The organism is Streptomyces sp. W1SF4 (genome assembly GCF_003950035.1).
Lineage (GTDB): Bacteria > Actinomycetota > Actinomycetes > Streptomycetales > Streptomycetaceae > Streptomyces > Streptomyces racemochromogenes.
On the sequence record NZ_CP034351.1, the window covers coordinates 279,788 to 298,956 of the forward strand.

The window sequence follows — 19,169 nt, forward strand, 5'->3', positions numbered from 1 at the left end:
TTCGAAGGCGGGCGGGCAGGCGGCTGCTGGCCCGCCCGCCGGGGCCGTATTCGCGTTCGAGGGATTCGCCCTTCCGGGGCCGTTACGGGCGTGCAACCGGGGCGTTCTTGGAGCACCAGTGCCAACCGGCCGCCCAGATGGAGGACACCGTGCATCCCGAACCCGCACCCGCCCCCTGTCGCCTCGGATTCGAACATCGGCGGCGGACCTCCCCCGCCGCCCGCCCCGCACAGCAGCAGCCGCAGCCGTCCGGCATCCGCGCGCACCGCGCCGTACGACCGGACACGAGGTGGACCGCATGAGCGAGCCCACCGAAGCGGCGGCCCCCGCCCCCGCCGTCCCCGGCCAGCGATCCGCCGCGCCGTCCCTGCCCCCGCCCCCCGCCGCGGTGCCCGCCGAGCCGGAGGGCGGCGACGTCACCGACGGGCTGGAAGAGGCGTACTGGTCCGTCCACGACGGCGCCGCCGCGAGCGCCACCGTGCGCCAGGTGCTCGTCCGCCTCCCCCGCATCACCGCCCTCATCGGCCGGCTCGCCTGGCAGGCGGACCGCCGGGCCACCCTCGCCGCCGTCGTCTGCCAGCTGGCCTCCGCGGCCATGACGGCCTTCGGCCTGATGGCCTCCGTCCGGGTCCTCCAGCACCTGTTCGCCGAGGGCCCGACCCCCGACCGGGTCCGCGCCGCCGTCCCCGAGATCCTCCTCGTGGCCGGCTTCCTCGCCGCCCGGGCCCTGCTGGAAGCCGCCGTGGCCGTGGCCCAGGCCCGCGTCACCCCCAAGATCCGCACCGCGCTGGAATGCGAGTTCCTCCACCTCACCGCGCACGTGCGCCTCGAAGCCGTCGAGGACGCCGACTGGCACGACGAGGTCCACCGCGCCAACGACCGCGGGCTCTTCTACGCCCGCATGATCGTCGGACAGGTCGTCTCCCTCGCCGCCGCGGCCCTCGGACTCCTCGGGACCGCAGGTGTGCTCGGAGTCCTCCACCCCGCCCTCCTCCCGCTCCTCCTGCTGTCCGTGCTGCCCGTGGGCGTGGCCGCCGTGCGCAGCGCACGCGCCCGGTTCCGCTCGTTCAAACGCTGGAACGCCCTGCAACGCCGCGTACGCGTCTTCTCGTGGCTGCTGCTCGACGTGGACGCGGCCGCCGAGCTGCGCTCCGACACCGCCCAGGGCGCCCTGCTCGCGGAACACCGCCGCCTGACCACCCGGATCGCGGAGGAGGACACCCGCCTCGGCGTGGGCTCCGCCCTCCTGGGCCTCGCCGGACGGGCGGTGGGCGGCGTCGGCACCGGCATCACCTACGCGGCCCTCGCGGCCATGCTGATCGCCGGCTGGCTGCCGCTGGCCGCGGGCGCCGGCGCCGTCCTGGCCATCCAGGCGGGCCAGTCCTCCCTCACCCGGCTCATCGAGGTCGCCCACCTCGTCTACGAGCACGCCCTCTGGGTCGACGACCTCCTCGCCGTCCAGGAGCGCAGCCGCCGCCTCCTGCCCCGCACCACCGGCGTCCCGGCACCGGACCGGGTCGGGGAAATCACCGTCCGCGACGTCCACTTCACCTACCCCGGCAAGGACACGCCCGCCCTGAACGGCGTCTCCTTCACCCTCCGCGCCGGGGAGACGGTGGCGTTCGTCGGCCTCAACGGGTCGGGGAAGTCGACGTGCGCCAAGCTCCTGGCCGGGCTGTACGAGGCCCAGCGCGGCAGCGTCCGCTGGGACGGCGTCGACGTACGCGAGATGGACGCCCGTTCCGTCCACCAGCGGGTCGCCTGCGTGCTGCAGGACCCCGTCCGGTTCCCCTTCAGCGCCCTGGCGAACATCACCGCCGGCGCCGGCACCCTCACCGAGGCCGACCCCCCGCGCGCCATGGCCGCCGCACGGGCCGCCGGCGCCGACGCGGTCATCGCCGCCCTGCCCGGCCAGTGGAACGCGCTGCTGTCGAAGCGGTTCAAGGGCGGCCAGCAGCTCTCCGGCGGACAGTGGGCGAAGATCGCCGTGGGGCGGGGCCTCTACCAGGAGGCGGTCCTGCTCCTCCTGGACGAACCGACGGCGAGCATGGACCCGCCGTCCGAGCACGCCGTGTACGAGGCGGTGCTGCGCGGCCGACTGCGAGAGGACCAGATCACGGTGCTGATCTCGCACCGGCTCGCCAGCGTCGTCGACTGCGACCGGATCCTGGTCTTCGACGGCGGCCGCATCGTCGAGTCCGGTTCCCACGACGAGCTGATGGCCCTGGACGGCGCCTACGCCGCCATGTTCACCCTCCAGGCGAGCGGCTACCGCGGCACGGAGGCGCAGGCCTGACCGGCGCCGGCCGCCCGACCCCCTCCGTCGGGCGGCCGGCCGCCGTACACGCACGTACGCGGCACGTACGCGGCTCGGACGCGGCTCGGACGCGGCTCGGACGCGGAGTGCCGCGCCCGACGGCGGCTGGATACCCTGGCCACGGCCCTACCGGGAGGACACCGTGATCACACGAGACTGGCCGCAGATGAGCCGCGAGGCCTTCGAAGCCATCGCGGAAGCCGCCGCACAGCACGACGTCAAGCTCGAACTCATCAACGGAGAACTGGGAGTCAAGCCCGTGCCCGACGGCGACCACGGCGAGATCATCATGTGGCTGCTGGAACACTGCATGCGCCAGCGCCCCGACCTGCGCCTGTACCCGGAGCAGGGCCTGCGCGTGGAGACGTACGGGAACGGCAACGCCCGCCCGGACGGTGTCCTCGCCCCCAAGGGCTACTTCGCGGGCCAGGGGGAGTGGGCGGCCGCGGACGGCGTCGTCATGGTCCTGGAGGTCACCTCGTACGACGCGAAGACCGACCAGCGGGACCGCCAGGACAAGCCGCGCGCCTACGCGGAACAGGAGATCCCGGTCTACCTCCTCATCGACCGCGACAACGGCTCGCTGGTCCTGCACGCCGACCCGGTCAACGGCCGGTACCACACCCAGACGTTCTTCTTCGGCGACACCGTACGGATCCCCGCGCCGGTGGACATCACCCTGGACGACACCGACGTCCTCAAGAACCACGTCCGCTGACGCCGCCTCAGGGCGCTTCCCCGTCGCCCCCTCCGGCGGAACCGGGCTTCGTGGCCGTGAAGGAGAGCATGCCGGTCCCCTCCGGGAGGGACGGGAGCCTCTCCGCGCCCATGGCACTGGCCAGCAGGGTCCACTCGCCCTTCTCGTACCGGTGGACCGTGCCGCGCTCGGAGACCTTCCGCCACCCGAGGCGCTCCAGCTCGGCGCCGGCCGCGACCCGGGCCGGTTCGGCGTCGGGAGCCCTGAGGACCCCCATCCAGTCGAACGCGTCAGGCCGCTTGGCCCCGTTGCGGACCGGGGTGGACTTGCCCACCGCCGGGTCGACGCCCGCCTTGCGGAGGGCGGCCACGATGTCCGCCTCGACGGAGTCACGCGTCGCGGTGGCGGCCGGGGCGGACGCGGAGGAGGAGGCCCTGGCAGGGGAGTCGTCCTTCCCTTCGCCACCGGACCCGCAACCCGTCAGGACGGCGGCCGCGGCGCACACCGCCAGGGCCAGGCCGTGTCTCGTCAGCAGTCCGGTACCTCGGTGCATGGCGCGCTCCCCCGTAAACGATCAACACGAGAGTCTCGCACCCGAGGCCGCCGGGGCGTACGGAGTTTCCAGCCGCCCTCAGGCCCGGTCGGCCGACCGTTCCGCGGCGCCGAGGAGCCGCTGGGCGGCGGCCTCGAGTTCGGCGCGGACCACCCGCCGGCATTCCAGCGGTGCGCACACCTCGAACGCGTGCCCTCCGGCCTCGCCGGACAGGAGCACCTGGAGGTACTCGGGGCCGCCGGCCTCCTCCCGGCCCAGCAGCACCTCCACGGTCAGCAGGGATCCGCTCCGGGGTACACCGTCGAGCAGCAGGAACTCCTCCTCGTACCGGCCTTGGGGCGCGGCGGCCAGCAGCCACCGCGCGAACGCGGCGGCCACCGGTGCGCCGCCGGGCAGGGGCGTGCGCCCGAGGGAGTACGCGTCGAAGTACCAGCCGCCGTCCGGATCCCTGCCGACCGCCAGCCACAGGTCCTCGACGGGCCTCCCGGGGTAGTGGCTGCCGCGCCACCCGAACCGGAAGCCGCCGTGTACGGCGAAGAAGGCGTCGGTGAGCGGCTCGCCGACGATGCGTCCGGCCAGCTCGGTGGCCAGCCCGAGCACGTCCTCGCGCAGCTCCGCCTCGGCGACGACCCGGTCCGCCCGGAGCCGCACGGCAGAAGCGGCGACCATCTCCTCGCGCGCCCGCAACCCCTCCGCGCGCACCTCGGCCAGCAGCGCCGCCCCCTCTTCGTGCGCGGCCTGCCGTATCCGCGAGGCCTCGTGCCGTGCGGCGGTCAACTCCGCCTGACACACGGCCAGCACGCGCTGCGCCTCCAGCTGGGTCTCCTCGGCCAGCCCCGACACCCCCGCGACGGCGTACTCACGCCCCACGAGAGCCCTCCCGATCCGCGGGAGCAGGACCTTCGCCATGACGGCGAACACCGCCACGAAGCAGAACAGGGCAACCAACAGGTCCAGGAGGTTCGGCTTCAACGGTCCCATGGACCGGATCCTATGCGCGTGCGATTCGCCGGGGGAACGTACGCAACGGCTACGGCCGCCGCCCCCAACTGCGTGAGGGACGACGGCCGCTGGACGCCGGCGGTTGGTCAGTCGGCTGTGCCGAGGGGTGAGGCGAGGCCGGTGGTGAGCCAGCGCTGGGGGTTGGTGCCGTTGCACTCCCACAGCTGGAGCTGGACGCCGTTGTCGGTGCGCCCCTGGGGCAGATCCATGCAGCGGTTGTTCATCGGGTTGTAGAGGCTGCCGTCGGCCTGGGGCAGCCACTGCTGGGGTCCGGTGCCGTTGCAGGTCCACAGCTGGACCAGGGTGCCGTGATTGGCGGCGTCCACGCACTTGCCGAGGATGCGGACCTCGCCGTTCTCGCGGATCTCGAACTGCTGGGGGTTGCTGCCGTTGCAGTCCCAGATCTGGATGCGGTTTCCGTCGGCTGTGCCTCCGGTGTTGTCGTCGGCGCACTTGGCGTCACTGACGCCTGAGACGAGGCTGGTGCGGGGCGCGGAGGGGACGGTGGAGTGGTCGTGGACGGTGAGGCCGCTGACGCGGCCGTCGAGGAAGGCGTCAGGGGTGCCCTGGGTCTTGTACCGGCCGAGGACCAGGGGGCCGGTGGCGTTCCAGGCGTTGGCCTTGGCGTGGTGGCCGGTGGCGGCGAGGGTGCCGTTGACGTAGAGGGCGATCAGGCCGGTGGTGTCGTCGTAGGTGGCGGTGAGCTGGGTCCAGACCCCGACCTGTACCTTGGCGGCGCCGTTGCGGATGGTCGCCTGGTCGTAGTTCCAGCCGTCGGTGTCGGCGCGGCCGAGGGCGAAGCGCCAGGTGCCGTCGGGGTCGGACCATACGCTGAACCCGCTGGAGCGCTGCCCGTCCTGGCTGACGACCACCCCGCCGAGCTTGTCCGTCTTGGCCCAGACGGAGACGGTGAAGCTGCGGCTGGTGTCTACGGCGGGTCCCGCTGCGGTGACGGTGGCGCCCGCGCCGTTGAGGTCGACGACCTTGGCGGCGCTGCCGGCGACGGTGTCGTCGGCCCAGGTGGCACCCGTCCCGGTGAGGGCGGCGTCGTTGCGGCCGCGCCGGTCCGCAGTGGCGGTACCGGTGCCTTCGTTCAACTTCCAGGCGCCTGTGGATATGCGGGAGTCACCCATGGTCCGGGGGCTGCCGAAGCCGGTGACCTTGCCGCCGGTGGCGGTGGAGTTCCAGGTGAGCAGGCGGTGGCGGCTGTCGAGGGCCCACAGGTCGGGGAGGCCGTCGGCGCTGGTGTCGCCGGAGGAGCCGAGGACGGGATGGGTGGTGGCGGTGACGCCGCCGCCGATCCGGGTGCGCTTGCTGTGGTCGCCCAGGGCTGCCGGGTTCCCGGCGGCGTTGGCGTACTGGTAGACCTCACCCGTGGTGTTGTCACGGGCCCACAGGTCGGGGAGGCCGTCACCGGTGGTGTCGCCGGGGGCGATGAGGGTGAGGTCGTCCCAGCCCGAGCCGCTGAGGACGAGTACGACCGGATCGCGCAGCGCTCCCGTCGAGGCCTTCCCCTGGAGCAGCACCAGCTGCGAGCCTCCTGAGCCGTTGCTCTCGACGGTCAGCAGGTCGTTGCGCGGCTCGACCCCCTGTTCGGGCAGTGCGTCGCCGACGGCGAGGATCTGCCGGACCCGGCTCCAGTCCGTCGCGTACGAGGTTCCGCAGGGCCGGCCGGTGGCCGCCACCGTGCAGTCCTCCGCGTAGGGGCGCTGCACCGGTGTGGAGTTGGCGGCGGTGTAGTAGAGGCCGCCGTTCGCGGCGAGGCCGCCTTGGGTGAGGGAGTTGCGGTAGAGCCTGAGCTGGCCGTCGCGATAGGCCCACAGGTCGTCGATGCGGATGCCGTTGCCGCCGCGATGGGTGGTGAGGGTGCCGTTGCCCCAGCCCTTGGCGCCCGGGCTGTTGGCGGCGTTGGAGGCGAGTACACCTCCGGCGGCCGGGTCCACGGCGGTGGGGTAGACAACGAGGTCTCCGCCCGCGGCGGGTGCGACGAAGTCGACCCGCTCGTCGCCCGTGATGTCGCCGAGCGTCGTCTTCGCGTCCGGGTCGTCGGGCACGTAGAAGGTGTACGTCTGCTGCTGCGAGCGGTTGCCCGCCCGGTCCACGGCCTGGACGCGCAGTATGTTGGTGCCCCAGGCCGTCGGGGTCAGGGGGATGGCCGCAGAACCGTCGGCCAGCGGGTCGAGGCGCTTGGCGCCGCCCGTCGGGATGGCCGAGTTGAACGCCCACTCGTAGTACAGGACTCCGCTGACCGGGTCGGTCGACCTGAACGTGAAGCTACCGGGCCGGCCGACGTGTGCGACAGAGCCCGGCAGGGCGCCGGACGGCGGGTATTCGGCCGACGTGACGACCGGGATGGAAGGTGGCTGCGTGTCCACGGTGAACGTGCAGCCGTTCACCCACTTGGAGTCCATGTCGCCGTCGTGGGCGGCGACCCGCCAGGTGTAGGTGTGTCCGTCGGCGAGGTTCGTGGGCCGGACGGAGGTCCAGTGGGTGCCGGTGGCCTCGCCGACGCGGCCGCTGTCGTAGACGAGGGCGTTGCCGGCGTCGTCGTTGACGTAGAACAGCGCGGAGACCGGCTGGTTGTCCGGGTCGCCGATCCAGGCTCCGAGGCTCAGGCCGGCGTAAGAGGTGGCACCGACCCAGCCGCAGCCGTTGCCGTTCGGGTTCTGCGGGGCGGGCGCCATGCCGAGCGCCCACGGGTCGTAGGGGGCCCGGTTGTACTCGACGTAGAGGAAGGGCAGGTTGTTCTTGTTGCGGGTGAACCGCTTGAAGGAACTGTTCCCGCTGTTCTTCGACTCGTTGGAGGCGAACAAGCCATAGGTGAGGCTGCCACGCCACTCGTTCGCGATCAGGTGGTCGCGCACGTCCCACTCACCACGAGTGGTCGCCCCAGGGCAGCCGGGGCCGCCCGAGCTGTTGAGCGCGGCGGTCCGCAGAACCTCCCAGTCGCGGGGCTGGGTGTTCCAGGTGATGTTCGAGAGCAGGGGCTCGGTGGAGTGCAGGTCCACGTTGTAGTTCTGGCTGCACGTGGCGTCGGCGGCATACGACTGGGTGGCGAAGAGGGAGGCCTTCTTGATGCTCTTGTCCCGCAGGTCGCCGGTGTCGACCTGGACGTAGTACCGCTCCAGGCCGATCCGTGAGCGCCAGTGCTGGTAGCCGACTCCGGGGTCGTAGGTGTCGCCGTAGTCGTCGTAGCTGACGGTGGTGGGGTACGCCTCCTGGACCCAGGCCCAGTGCTGGGTGCCGCGGTTGGTGGGCTGCCAAGCCGGGTCGATGAAGACCGGGTAGGCGGTCGACGAGTCGGCGAGGAAGGCGCGGTCCGGGGTGAGGGCGAGGGAGTCCTTGCCGAGTTCGGTCGGCAGGGGTGCGACCTTGGCGGTGTCGCCGGGTCCCTCGCTGTCGGAGACCGCCTTGGCGGGGGCCGGGGCGGGCGGGTTGGAGCCGTCGCCGGTACCGGCGGGCCGGAGGGACTTGGCGGGAGCGGGAGCGGGTACGGCCGAGGAGCTCGAGTCCCACATGGTCGGCGCGGGCGCCTGGAAGACCGTACGGCCGGAGGCGTCGGCGGCCTTCAGGTTGCCCGCCGGGTCGGCGGAGACGGTGACGCCGTTGCCCTTCAGCCCCATGGTCAGCCTGGCCAGCTTCGGATGGCGCGCCGCCTCGGCGGACTTGACCACCAGCACCTGGGAGATCCCGCCGCTCTCCTCGGCCGTGACCTTGAGGTCGGTCCCGGGGGCCACCTCCGGGTAGAGCGCGCTCGGCCCCTCCATCACCGGTACGGGCAGTTGCTCCGGCCAGCTGAGGACGAGCTGCTTGCCGTCCTGGTCCAGGATCGCGAGGGGGCCCGGACCGCCGCCGGACAGCGAGAGGGCGCTGGACGTCGCCTTCGGCCGCAGGGCGCCGCCGGGCTCCTTGACCAGCGTGGCGTCCAGCTCGGCCCAGGCGCCTCCGCGTTTCGTACGCAGCGGAACGACGCTTCGGGTCAGTCCCAGGGTGCCGTCCGGGTTGGCGACCACCGTGTCGGTCTCGCTCGTCGCGGCCGGCACGGGGACGGGCTTGCCGCTGCGCCGGGCCTCGGCCAGGGCACTGCTCTCGGCGCGCTCCCGCTCGGTGGCCGGTCGCTCCGGCTGCTGCTGGGCGTTCTGGGCACCGGGCTTCCCGGCCGCGGCGGCCCCCTCGGCTCCGCAGACCGAGGTGATGCCCATGGCCAGTGCGACCAGTCCGGCCAGCGCGACCGGCCTCCTGGCCGGCCTTCTTCTTCTCGGCATGCCCCCCACGGCAGCCTCCCCAATGTGGTTGTGACTGGCAACTGGGCGGGAACGCTAACAGCTCCCGTTGACCTTCCTGCCGGCGGCCGCGATGTGGAATTCCGTATTCCTGGAGGCTAATTCGAATAATCGCGACCAATCGCCTGTCGAAATCAAGTCATCGCGCAAGCGAATGAGTTATTTTCGGGCAGATTCTCGAATCTGAGGCGTTCACCAGGCGTTCCTTGTCCAGATTGGTACCAATTTTTCGTTGTGCGAACGGGCTAGGCTCCCGGATCAATTGATGCTCGGCGACCGTGGGGGACATGCCGTGTCGGCAGTAAATGATCTTTTATCGGCGACCGGAAACCGGGCGCTGCGGCGCCGTGTCGCGATTTCCCTCTTGATCATTCTGTCTTTGATCTTCGGCACGGGAACGGCTGATGCCGCCTCCGGCTGGAAACCAAAAGATCCCCGCCGCTGGTCACCGGGTGCCTTGGAAAAGACCAAGTCGGTTTCAGGGAGGAACGCGGCCAAGAGCGCGCCCGTGGCACCGTCGGGCGACGGGAGCCGACCGTGGAAGCCGCAGGCAGTGAACTGGCCCGCCGCTGCCCAGGCCGAGGTCGACCTGAGCGCGGCCCCCGCCCCGGTCCGCCCCCGCTCCCTGTTCACCGCACCCGGGGCCGGCTCATTCCCGGCCGTCCCGGCCGTCCCGGCCGTCCCGGCCGTACCCCTCCGCGACCCCAGCCGGGCCGGTGCCTCACCGGTGTGGGTGACCTCGGCGGACAAGGCCGTGCCGAGCTCGGCCAAGGCATCCGTCCGGCTCACGGACAAATCTGCGGCAGAACGGGCCGGCGTCCAGGGCCTTCTGCTCGCGGTCCGCCCTACGGCGGACCCACCGGGGGACACCCGGGTCAGGGTGTCCGTCGACGTCTCCTCCATCGCCGGCGCGTTCAGCGGCGACTGGCTCTCCCGTGCCCGGCTCGTCCAACTGCCCGCATGCGCACTGTCCGACCCCGAACGCGCCGAGTGCCGTACGCAGACACCGCTGCCCACCGCCAACGACAGGGACCGGCCCGGCCTGCTCAGCGCGGAGGTGACCCTCGACGGGGGAGCGGGGGCGAAGTCCGAAGGACAGCGCTCCGCCACCGCGACGGGCGGAGCCACCGTCCTCGCCGCGGCCGCCGCCCCCGGCGGGCCCGCGGGCACCTACACCGCCACCAGCCTCGCCCCCTCCGGAACCTGGAGCAGCGGCGGGAACACCGGCGGCTTCTCATGGAGATACCCGATCACGGTGCCCGACGGGCTCGGCGGCACCAAGCCCAGCATTGCCCTCTCCTACAGCTCCCAGTCCGTCGACGGCCGCACGGCGGCCACGAACAACCAGGCGTCCTGGATCGGTGAGGGCTGGGACTACGCGCCCGGCTTCGTAGAGCGCCGGTTCAAGCCCTGCTCCAAGGACGGCGAGCCGGGCACCAACGAACAGTGCCTCGCCGGCGACAACGCCACGCTCTCCCTCAACGGCAAGTCCTCCACCCTCGTGCGCGACGACACGTCCGGCACCTGGCGACTGGAGAACGACGACGCCTCCAAGGTCGAGAAGCTGACCGGCGCCGCCAACGGCGACAACAACGGCGAGCACTGGAAGATCACGTCCACGGACGGTACCCAGTACTACTTCGGCGTGGGCCGCAAGCCAGGCAACCCCACGGCGCCCGCGACCAACTCCGCCTGGACGACCCCGGTCTACGGCAACAACACGGGCGAGGAGTGCCACCAGCCGACCTTCGCCGCGTCCTCGTGCCAGCAGGCCTGGCGCTGGAACCTCGACTTCGTCGTCGACCCGCGCGGCGGCCTGATCACCCACTGGTACGAGACCGAGACCAACCACTACAAGCGCGGCGCCACCGCAGCCACCCCGGACGGAACCCGCACCCCCTACATCCGCGGCGGCAACCTCGCCCGGATCACCTACGGCTCCAAGGCGACCGATGCGGACACCGTCAAGCCGACGGCCCAGGTCCTCTTCGCCACGTCCGAACGCTGCCTCGCCGACGCCGCCTTCGACTGCGCCCCCGCCAAGCTGACCAAAGCCAACGCGGCGAAATGGCCCGACGTCCCGTTCGACCAGAGCTGCACCGCGACCGGGACCTGTGAGAACACCGCCGCCACCTTCTGGAGCACCAAGCGGCTCACCACCATCACCACCCAGGTCCTGAACGGCAGCGGCGGCTACAGCAGCGTCGACTCCTACGAACTCAAGCACGAGTTCCCCAACCCGCAGGACGGCACCGCCCCGTCCCTGTGGCTCGCCTCGCTCACCCACACCGGATACGACGGCGCGGCATCGCTGCCCATCCCGCCGATCACCTTCTCCGGCCGGCTGCTGAACAACCGGGTCGACTCCACCGGCGACAACAAGCCCGCACTCAACCGGCGCCGCATCGTCGGCATCACCACGGAGACCGGCAAGGTGACCGACATCGGTTACGCCGACCCCGACTGCGGCCCGGGCACCGCACTGCCCACGGCCCAGGACACCAACACCACCCGCTGCTATCCCGTCTACTGGAACCCCGACGACAAGAGCCCGCTCGACCCCACCCTCGACTGGTTCCACAAGTACGTCGTCAACCGCGTCACCGAGATCGACCCCTTCGGCGGCTCCCGTCCCAGGGAGGTCCGGTACGAGTACGTCGGCGCAGCCGCATGGCACCGCGACGACGAGGAGCTGACCGACGACAAGCGCCGCACCTGGAACCAGTTCCGCGGCTACGAGCAGGTCGTCTCCAGGGCCGGCACCGCCCCCGACGCCGTGTCCAAGTCGGCCGTCTTCTACCTGCGCGGCATGGACGGCGACCTCAAGGCCGACGGCAGCAAGCGCACGGCCACCTTCACCGGCATCTCCGGGAACACCCTGAAGGACAGCGACCCCCTCGCCGGCACCTCCCGCGAATCCCGGACCTTCGCCTCCGACAGCGGAGAGCTCGTCTCCGTATCCCAGTCCGAGCCCTGGCTGTCCCCGGCCACCGCGACCCACGGCCGCGGTACGAAACTCCCCGCGCTCACGGCCCGGATGCAGCGCCCCGGAGCGTCCCAGGAGAAGTCCCTGCGCGCCGACAAGACCTGGCGGACCACCTCGCAGGCCGCCACGTACGACACCGTCTACGGCATGCAGCTGACGGCACTGGACCGGGCGGACGGCCTGCCCGACACCTGCACCACCACCTCCTACGCCCGCGACACCTCAGCGTGGATGGTCGACCGGGTCGCCGAAACCGTGCAGGTCGAAGGCGACTGCACCACGACACCCGGCGCGACGAACACCCTCGCCCGCAACCGCACCCTCTACGACGGGCGGCCGTTCGGCACCCTGGGCGGCCCCGGTCTGGCCACCGCCACGGAGAACCTGGACCGCTTCGAGTCCGGCCAGCCCACGTACACCACCGCCTCCACCGCCACCTACGACGCCTATGGACGCGTCACCAGCACCACCGACGCGGCGGGCGCCAAGACCACGACCGTCTACGAGCCGGCGACCCTCGTGCCCCCGGCAACGACCAAAACCACCAACGCCAAGGGCTGGACCACGACCACCACCCTCCACCCGCTGCGCGGCCTCTCGGTCAAGACCGTCGACCAGAACGGCCGCACCACCGAAGCCGCGTACGACGCCCTGGGGCGCACCACCGCCGTCTGGCTCCCGGGCCGGGCGAGGGACACCAGCGCGAGCACGCTCTACACCTACTTGCTCTCCAACACCGGCACCAGCTCGGTCACCACGCAGTCCCTCAGGTCGGACCAGTCGTACGCCACCTCCATCGCCATCAACGACGCCTTCGGACAGCAGGTACAGCTCCAGTCGGTCGCCCAGAACGGAGCCGTGGGCAGCCGCCTGATCACCGACACCGCCTACGACAGCCACGGCCTGGCCGCGAAGACCAACCAGACCTACGTCAACAAGGACTCGGCACCGGTGGCGACCCGGTTCGTCGCCGACGACAACACCGTCCCCGCCCAGACCACGACGCTCCACGACGGCCTCGGGCGGCCGACCGCCTCCGTCTTCCTCTCCAAGGGGAAGGAGCAGTGGCGGACCACCACCACCTACCCCGGGGCCGACCGCACGGATACGCTCCCGCCCATGGGGGACACGGCCACGAGCGCGATCACGGACGCACGCGGCCGGACGGTCGAAAGGCGCACGTACAAGGGCGCGGACGCGGAAGGCGAGTACGACCCGCTCCGCTACACCTACTCGACGACCGGGCAACTGACCCGGCTCACGGACGCGGCCGGCAACGCGTGGACGTACGAGTACGACCTGCACGGCCGACGCACCCGCTCGACCGACCCGGACAAGGGCGTCGCGACGACCACCTACGACCAGGCCGGACGCCCCGCCTCCACGCAGGACGCACTCGGCACCACCGTCTTCACCAGCTACGACATCCTGGGCCGCCCCACCTCCCGCAACCTCAACGCCGTCGACGGCCCCAAGCTGGCGGTGTTCGAGTACGACACCCTGCTCCCCGGCCGGCCCACGTCGTCCACGAGCTGGGTGAACGGCAAGGCCTGGCGGCAGGAGACCACCGGCTACGACATCGGCTACCGGCCCACCGGCACCAGACTGACCGTCCCCGACGGCGAAGGCGCCCTCACCGGTACCTACTCGCTCGCGACCAGCTACGACCCCGTGACCGGCCTGGAGCGCCGCACCACCCTGCCCGCCGCGGGGGGCCTGCCCTCCGAGCGGCTCGAAGCCGGCCGCAACATCAACGGCCTGCCGGTCTCCTACGGCTCCGACACCGTCGACTACGTCAACTTCACCGACTACGACGAACGCGGCACCGTGCTGCGGACCACCTTCGGCGACGTCCCCAGGCAGGTCAGCCTCACCACCGTCCAGGATCCGGCCACCGGCCGCCTGCTCGGCACCCGGATCGACAAACAGGACCAGACGACCCCGGTCGAGACCACCGGCTACACGTACACCCCGTCCGGTGACGTCACGTCCGTCGACTCCAACCAGGGCTCCGCACGCGACCTCCAGTGCTTCACGTACGACTACCTGCACCGCCTCACCGGAGCGTGGACGGACACCGGCACCACGACCACCCGCCCCGCCCCCTCCGTCCCCGCGATCGGCGGCTGCACCCGCACCGCCCCCGTGACCGGTGCGATCGGCGGCCCGGCCCCCTACCGCCAGTCCTTCACCTACGACATCACCGGAAACCGCACCTCGCTCACCGACCACGACGCCGCCGGCGACCCGGCGAAGTCCGTCACCACCACGACGGCCTTCCCGGCCCCCGGCTCGGCGCGCCCGCACGCCCCGGTCTCCACGACCAGGCAGAGCGGCACCGGCCCGGCGGCCGCCGCCCCCGTCACCTACGACGCGACCGGGAACACCCTCACGCGGCCCGACGGCACGGGAGGCAGCCAGACCCTGACGTGGAACGAGGAAGGCCACCTCGCCTCCGCCACCCAGAAGGCCGATACCTCCACCTACGTCTACGACGCCGACGGCAACCGCCTGCTGCGCCGCGACCCCGGCAGGACCACCCTCACCCTCGGCTCGACCGAACTCACCCTCGACACCGCGACGAACAAGGTCACCGGCACCCGCTACTACGCGACCCCCGGTGGCCCGACCATCGTCCGCACCTCCGACGGCAAGCTCTCGTACGTCGTGGCCGACCACCACAACACCGGCACCACGGCCATCGACGCCACCACACTCGCGGTCCAGCACCGCAGCACGAAGCCCTTCGGTGAGGAACGCGGCACCAAGCCGGCCACCTGGCCGGGCGAGAAGGGCTTCGTCGGCGGAACCCAGGACACGTCCACGGGCCTGACGCACCTCGGCGCCCGCGAATACGACCCCCGCACCGGCACCTTCCTCAGCGTCGATCCGGTCCTGACACCGGGCTCGAGTCAGTCCCTCAACGCCTACAGCTACGCGCACAACAGCCCGCTCACCACCTCGGACCCCAGCGGCCTCTGCGCCGAACTCGACTGCCCGACCCGCGCCTGCGCCACCTGCCACAACACCACCCCGGGCCACCAGCCCCGGCCGGACGCCCAGGAGCCGGGCAGCGGCTCGGGCAACCCCGCTGCCCGCTCGGGCCACGGCGCCAACTTCGGCAACAGCTACCGCCCGCCCCGCTACAACGGCAAGCCCCCCAACTGCACCATGACCCGCTACGGCTGCGGCGGCCCGAAACCCCCACCGCCGCCCACCCCTCTCCCGGCTCCCCCGTGGCTGCCGTCCGTCATGCCGTTGGTCGAGCATCCCAATCCCTGCCGGGCGGATGACACGAGGATCGAGTGCATCGATGACGTCAATCCCGTTGAGTTCCTCACCGACCCGTTCCACAAGATGAATGTGCTGAACGGATCCAACGAGTTGGCTGCGACGTATGCGATAGCCGCCGACAGTTGCGCGAAGCGGGCTGCACAGTACGTCTGCTTCGGAAACTCGCCTGGTGGCGGGCAACCGCTGACTGTGGGGGACGTTCACTTCTACCCTCTCAGTAAGAAGGAGTTCGTAAAAGAGATTTCCGTTACTCAGCCCGGTGATCGCCGTAAGATTGCGGAAGAAGCAGGGCCGGCGGCGGCTCGAATATTCGGTCCCGACCTTGAGCGCCATGAGGCGGTTCATTCACGGCAATGGGCGAGAACCCCTTCCGCCTTGCAATTCATTGTGGACTATGTCGTTTTCGAGTCGCCCAAGTCGACATTGCAGGTTGGAAATGCGTCTGATGGGAACCGGTACGAGATCGAGGCGAATCTATGGTGGGGCGGATACAAGGAACGGGGGAAGTGACCTTGGAGCGATCAGCTTTGCGAAGGTCCTTGATTCTGCTCTGGGCTGCCCTCCTGTTGGCTTCCGTGGCATCAGGTTGTTCACCTGCCCCCAAGGACGTACTCGCGCTGGAGCGTACTGAGACTGGTGCTGCCCGCCTCCTGATTGCCCCGTGCCCTGGATACGAAGCCAGCAGCATCATGCTGCTACGGGAAGACGGCCCTCCCGACACCGTCGAGGGATGGGGAATCCGGAACAGCAGGGGAAACGGGTCTCCGGCGTCTGTCTTGCTGTTCGAGGTTCCTGAGGGATGGGACACGGAGGACGACTCGTTGAGGTCCCTGGAGGATTCTGGAAAGTATGTCGTCAAGGTCAATGGGTCCATCAAGGGAAACGTCCTCAAGGGGCGACTCGGTTTTAGCTCCGAGGAGTTGACGAGTCTTCGTGCCGGGCAGGTTCTCACCTCAACCGAAGGCAAGAGAGTGATGAGTCGGGAGAAGTTCCTGAAGGCCGACCCCGCCCGGTGCAAGCAGTAGCGTGCGCGCAAGGCGCTTGTACGTCCCGAATCGGTCGTCCTGAACCGCGCAAGGAGAAGAAGCCGTGCCCGCACTCGCCCGCGCCGCCGCCCTCTCCGCCAGGGGCCTGCGCCACCAGGTGGCCGGACGGGTCGTGCTCGACGGGCTGGACCTCGACGTGCGGGCCGGCCGCAGTGTGGTCGTTACCGGGGGACGGTCACCGCCGCGGGGCACGACATCACCGCCGCCCCGCCCTCCCGGCGGTCCGCCCTGCGGCTGGCGCACGTCGGGATGGCCTGGCAGTTCGGGGAGCTGTTGCCCGAGATGACCGCGCTGGAGAACCCTGCCCGGCCTCATGTCCTCGGCGAGTCCCCGCGAGGTGTACGGGTGGGCCGAGGAGTTGCCCGGGGAGCTCGGTCTCGCGGGTGTGCGTACGTCGCCCACCGCCACCCTGCCCGGTGGTGAGCGGCAACGGCTGGCGGTGGCCAGGGCGCTCATCGGTTTCCCGGACGTGGTCTTGGCCGACGAGCCCACCGGGGCCCTGGACGGCGAAGCCGCGCGGGCCGTCGCCGAGATGCTGTTTGCCCTGCCCGCGCAGCGCCGGTGTGCGCTGGTGGTAGTCACCCACGCCCCGGAGGTGGCCGAGCGGGCGGACGCCGTGCTGACCCTGGCCGGGGGAGTGCTGGAAGGTGTCCGGTGCTGAGGGGCGAGGGGCGGTCCGGCTTAAGGCTGCGGTGGGCGCTGGGCTTCCGTATGGCCCGAGCCCGGGACGGATCCGCGCACCGTGCGGCGCTCGCCCTCGCCGCGCTGCTCGCGCTGGTCACCGTATGGGGGGCCGCGCACGCCGTCCATGATCGGCGTGACGCGCGTATGACTGCCCGGAACCCGGTCCCTGTGGCCGCGGACTCGGCCAGGGTCCGTTGGTGGCGTACGTCAATCCGGCCGTGAACGGGTTCTTCGACGAGGTCGACGAGCCCGGCTCCTTCGTCTCCGGGTTCGGAAACCGGCAGCACCACATGTTCTTCGTGGGCTCCCACCAGTTCGACCGGGGCGTCGCCGAGCTCGATCTGGTCGTGGCGCTGATCGGCGGGGTGCCCGTGGCGGCGCTCGTGCCCGCGGCCGGTCGGAGGTGCGTGAGCGGCGGCTGTTGCTCCTCGACGCGCTCGGGGTCCCGGTACGGGGCTGGGCCGTCGTGGTGGCGGCGGAGGCCGCGCGGCCGCTCGGGTGGGGGTGCTGGGCGGGTGCGTGCCGGTGCTGGGCGTCTCGGTGACTCGCTGTTGCTGCAGTTCACCGGCTACCGGGTGTGGCTTCCGGTTTGTGCGGTGGGGGTGTTCGCCGTGCTGCTCGGGGTGAGCGTGGCCGGGTGCCTCGTGCGGTGCCGGCGGGCGGGTACGGCGCCGGGCGCGGCCGGTGGTCGGGGGCGGTGTTCGCGGGGGCGGTCGTCGTGGTCGCCTGGGGACCCGAGTACCGGCACACCGCGGGGAAGGTCGGCCGGCTGGCCCGCCTCATTGGCGCACGCCTCACGCGCAGCGGCGGCAGGAGGGGGGACGCGGCCTGGGTCGTGGCCGGGCGGTGGCTCGTGGCTCGGCCGCAGGCGCTGGCCCGGCTCAGCGCGGCCTTGGTCGTGGGCCTCGGCGTCATCATCATCGGGCAGGTCATCACCACCCAGTTCGCCGGACCCGCAACATCCCCGCCACCTGCCGGGCCCTGGCCGCGCTCGGTACTGTCACTGCGTGCCCGTCCGAGCCGGTGGGCGTGGAGGCCGTCGAACGGGCCGCGTACCGGACCTGATCGGCCCGATGGCCGCGCAGCCGGGCCAGTCCTGGTACCTGGGGGCGGCGGCCCAGGCGGCGCAGGTGCGCTGGCTGCTGGACGTCGGGCTGCTCGGCATCGCGGCGCTGGCGGCCGCGGGCGCCCTCGGAGCCGCGGGGGTGTTCATCGAACAGGCGCAGGCCCTTGGACCGCTGGCCCTGTACAACCTCGCCGTGGCGGTCGTCGGCGTCGTCGGATCGGGGGTCGCGGCGCTGCTGGGCGGCCTGATGGTCAATCTGGGCAAGGGGGCTGGATATCGGCCGGCCTGCTCGGCGCCGGGATCTGCGTGGTGGCCGTCTCCGCCGTGGCCGTGGCGTGGTCGTGCGGACGCACCGCGGCGGCGCATGCCGCCTCGTGGGCGCCCCGGGCCGACTGACGGTACGGCCCGTACGTGCGCGCCCGGGGGTGGGCGCCGGCGCGCACGGCCTCCGCCCGAAACGCGTGAGGGGCGATGTCGGTGCCGGGTGAGAGGATCCGTTCATGCCGCTGCCCCAGCCCGATGACCTGACCTCGCTCGTCGTACGTACCGACTTCGGCGACGAGGGGGCCTGGGACGCGGTCCGGGCCGCGCTCGATGCCGTCGGCGGCGAGTACTCCAACGCCACCTATGTCAGCGACCCCCGCTTCACCGACGTGGACGTGCGGGTGCTGCTGGCCGAGGAGGCCGCCGCGGACGAGGACGAGCTGGTCGTCCACATGTTCCTGGCGGACGCGGCGACGATGGCGGATCCCGCCCACCCGCTCCTGGCCGTGGACCTCTGGGAGGAGCCCGGGCGGACGTTCAGGGTGCCGGCCCGGTGGTTCCCCGACGTGTCCGCGAACCTCAGCATCTCGAACATGGACTTCGCGGAGTTCGCCGATGCCGCCGACGGGTCGGGGACCTTCCGCGGATTCGGATTCGAGGAGGTCTGATGGACCGTCCGACCGTGATCGCCGGCCTTCCCGTCGGATGGACCGTCGAGCGGATCCGGGCGCTGTCGGGGGACCGGAGCGCCGCCCCGCTCGGCCTCGACCGGCTCGTGGTCGTCGAGGAACGCGGCCGGAGCGACTACGAGACCCTGCGGCCCGAGGTGATCCTCGCGTTCCACGACCTGTGCCTCGTGCTGGCCGACGGGGAGTGGTTCATGGGGCAGCTCGACACCGACGGGTCGGTCGTCTGCTGGGCCTCGTACGGCTCCGACCTGGCCGAGGCCATCCGCGGACTGTGAGCCGGCCTCCCGA

General features: G+C 71.5%; 10 protein-coding genes. 7 read left to right on the top strand and 3 right to left on the bottom strand.

All coding sequences use genetic code 11. The features are described 5' to 3' along the window. Positions 1 to 298 precede the first annotated feature (298 nt). Together D1J60_RS35155 and D1J60_RS35160 are read left to right on the top strand one after the other, a co-directional pair. Positions 299 to 2,296 (top strand): ATP-binding cassette domain-containing protein, encoded by a 1,998-nt coding sequence (locus D1J60_RS35155; protein ID WP_125824565.1) that lies wholly within the window; start codon positions 299 to 301, stop codon positions 2,294 to 2,296. Between the two features lie 163 nt (positions 2,297 to 2,459). Continuing rightward, the gene (locus D1J60_RS35160) at positions 2,460 to 3,035 is read left to right on the top strand and encodes a Uma2 family endonuclease (protein ID WP_125600171.1); all 576 of its coding nucleotides are present in this window, start codon (positions 2,460 to 2,462) and stop codon (positions 3,033 to 3,035) included. A 7-nt stretch (positions 3,036 to 3,042) separates the two neighbouring features. On the opposite strand, the gene D1J60_RS35165 is transcribed toward D1J60_RS35160, so the two are convergent. From D1J60_RS35165 to D1J60_RS35175, 3 genes are all read right to left on the bottom strand, one after another. Continuing rightward, entirely contained in the window at positions 3,043 to 3,567 is a 525-nt protein-coding gene (locus D1J60_RS35165; protein WP_125824566.1) for a hypothetical protein, read from the bottom strand. Between the two features lie 78 nt (positions 3,568 to 3,645). Beyond that, positions 3,646 to 4,548 (bottom strand): hypothetical protein, encoded by a 903-nt coding sequence (locus tag D1J60_RS37775; protein ID WP_206436694.1) that lies wholly within the window; start codon positions 4,546 to 4,548, stop codon positions 3,646 to 3,648. 107 nt (positions 4,549 to 4,655) lie between these two features. Then, positions 4,656 to 8,834, bottom strand: a complete 4,179-nt coding sequence (locus tag D1J60_RS35175) for a ricin-type beta-trefoil lectin domain protein (RefSeq protein ID WP_241253707.1) — start codon at positions 8,832 to 8,834, stop codon at positions 4,656 to 4,658. Positions 8,835 to 9,405: 571 nt separating this feature from the next. Between D1J60_RS35175 and D1J60_RS35180 the strand changes: the two genes are divergently transcribed. The 5 genes from D1J60_RS35180 to D1J60_RS35200 all read left to right on the top strand — a co-directional run bounded on the left by D1J60_RS35180 (position 9,406) and on the right by D1J60_RS35200 (position 19,156). Beyond that, positions 9,406 to 15,642: an RHS repeat-associated core domain-containing protein gene (locus D1J60_RS35180; RefSeq protein ID WP_125824568.1), complete on the top strand. Its 6,237-nt coding sequence runs from the start codon at positions 9,406 to 9,408 to the stop codon at positions 15,640 to 15,642. 179 nt (positions 15,643 to 15,821) lie between these two features. Continuing rightward, entirely contained in the window at positions 15,822 to 16,157 is a 336-nt protein-coding gene (locus tag D1J60_RS35185; RefSeq protein WP_125824569.1) for a hypothetical protein, read from the top strand. 334 nt (positions 16,158 to 16,491) lie between these two features. After that, the gene (locus tag D1J60_RS38920) at positions 16,492 to 16,839 is read left to right on the top strand and encodes an ATP-binding cassette domain-containing protein (RefSeq protein WP_347147214.1); all 348 of its coding nucleotides are present in this window, start codon (positions 16,492 to 16,494) and stop codon (positions 16,837 to 16,839) included. 1,589 nt (positions 16,840 to 18,428) lie between these two features. After that, a complete protein-coding gene (locus D1J60_RS37590) occupies positions 18,429 to 18,860 on the top strand; it encodes a hypothetical protein (RefSeq protein WP_164721110.1) in 432 nt (143 codons plus the stop codon). Continuing rightward, positions 18,860 to 19,156 (top strand): hypothetical protein, encoded by a 297-nt coding sequence (locus D1J60_RS35200; protein ID WP_241253672.1) that lies wholly within the window; start codon positions 18,860 to 18,862, stop codon positions 19,154 to 19,156. The genes D1J60_RS37590 and D1J60_RS35200 overlap by 1 nt, the downstream gene beginning before the upstream one ends. Positions 19,157 to 19,169: the final 13 nt, after the last annotated feature.

Coding starts and splice junctions, on each gene's coding strand:
- D1J60_RS35165 (WP_125824566.1), bottom strand. CDS start 3,567: ATGCACCGAGGTACCGGACTGCTGACGAGACACGGCCTGGCCCTGGCG.
- D1J60_RS37775 (WP_206436694.1), bottom strand. CDS start 4,548: ATGGGACCGTTGAAGCCGAACCTCCTGGACCTGTTGGTTGCCCTGTTC.
- D1J60_RS35185 (WP_125824569.1), top strand. CDS start 15,822: ATGCTGCTACGGGAAGACGGCCCTCCCGACACCGTCGAGGGATGGGGA.
- D1J60_RS35175 (WP_241253707.1), bottom strand. CDS start 8,834: ATGCCGAGAAGAAGAAGGCCGGCCAGGAGGCCGGTCGCGCTGGCCGGA.
- D1J60_RS37590 (WP_164721110.1), top strand. CDS start 18,429: ATGCCGCTGCCCCAGCCCGATGACCTGACCTCGCTCGTCGTACGTACC.
- D1J60_RS35155 (WP_125824565.1), top strand. CDS start 299: ATGAGCGAGCCCACCGAAGCGGCGGCCCCCGCCCCCGCCGTCCCCGGC.
- D1J60_RS35200 (WP_241253672.1), top strand. CDS start 18,860: ATGGACCGTCCGACCGTGATCGCCGGCCTTCCCGTCGGATGGACCGTC.
- D1J60_RS38920 (WP_347147214.1), top strand. CDS start 16,492: ATGTCCTCGGCGAGTCCCCGCGAGGTGTACGGGTGGGCCGAGGAGTTG.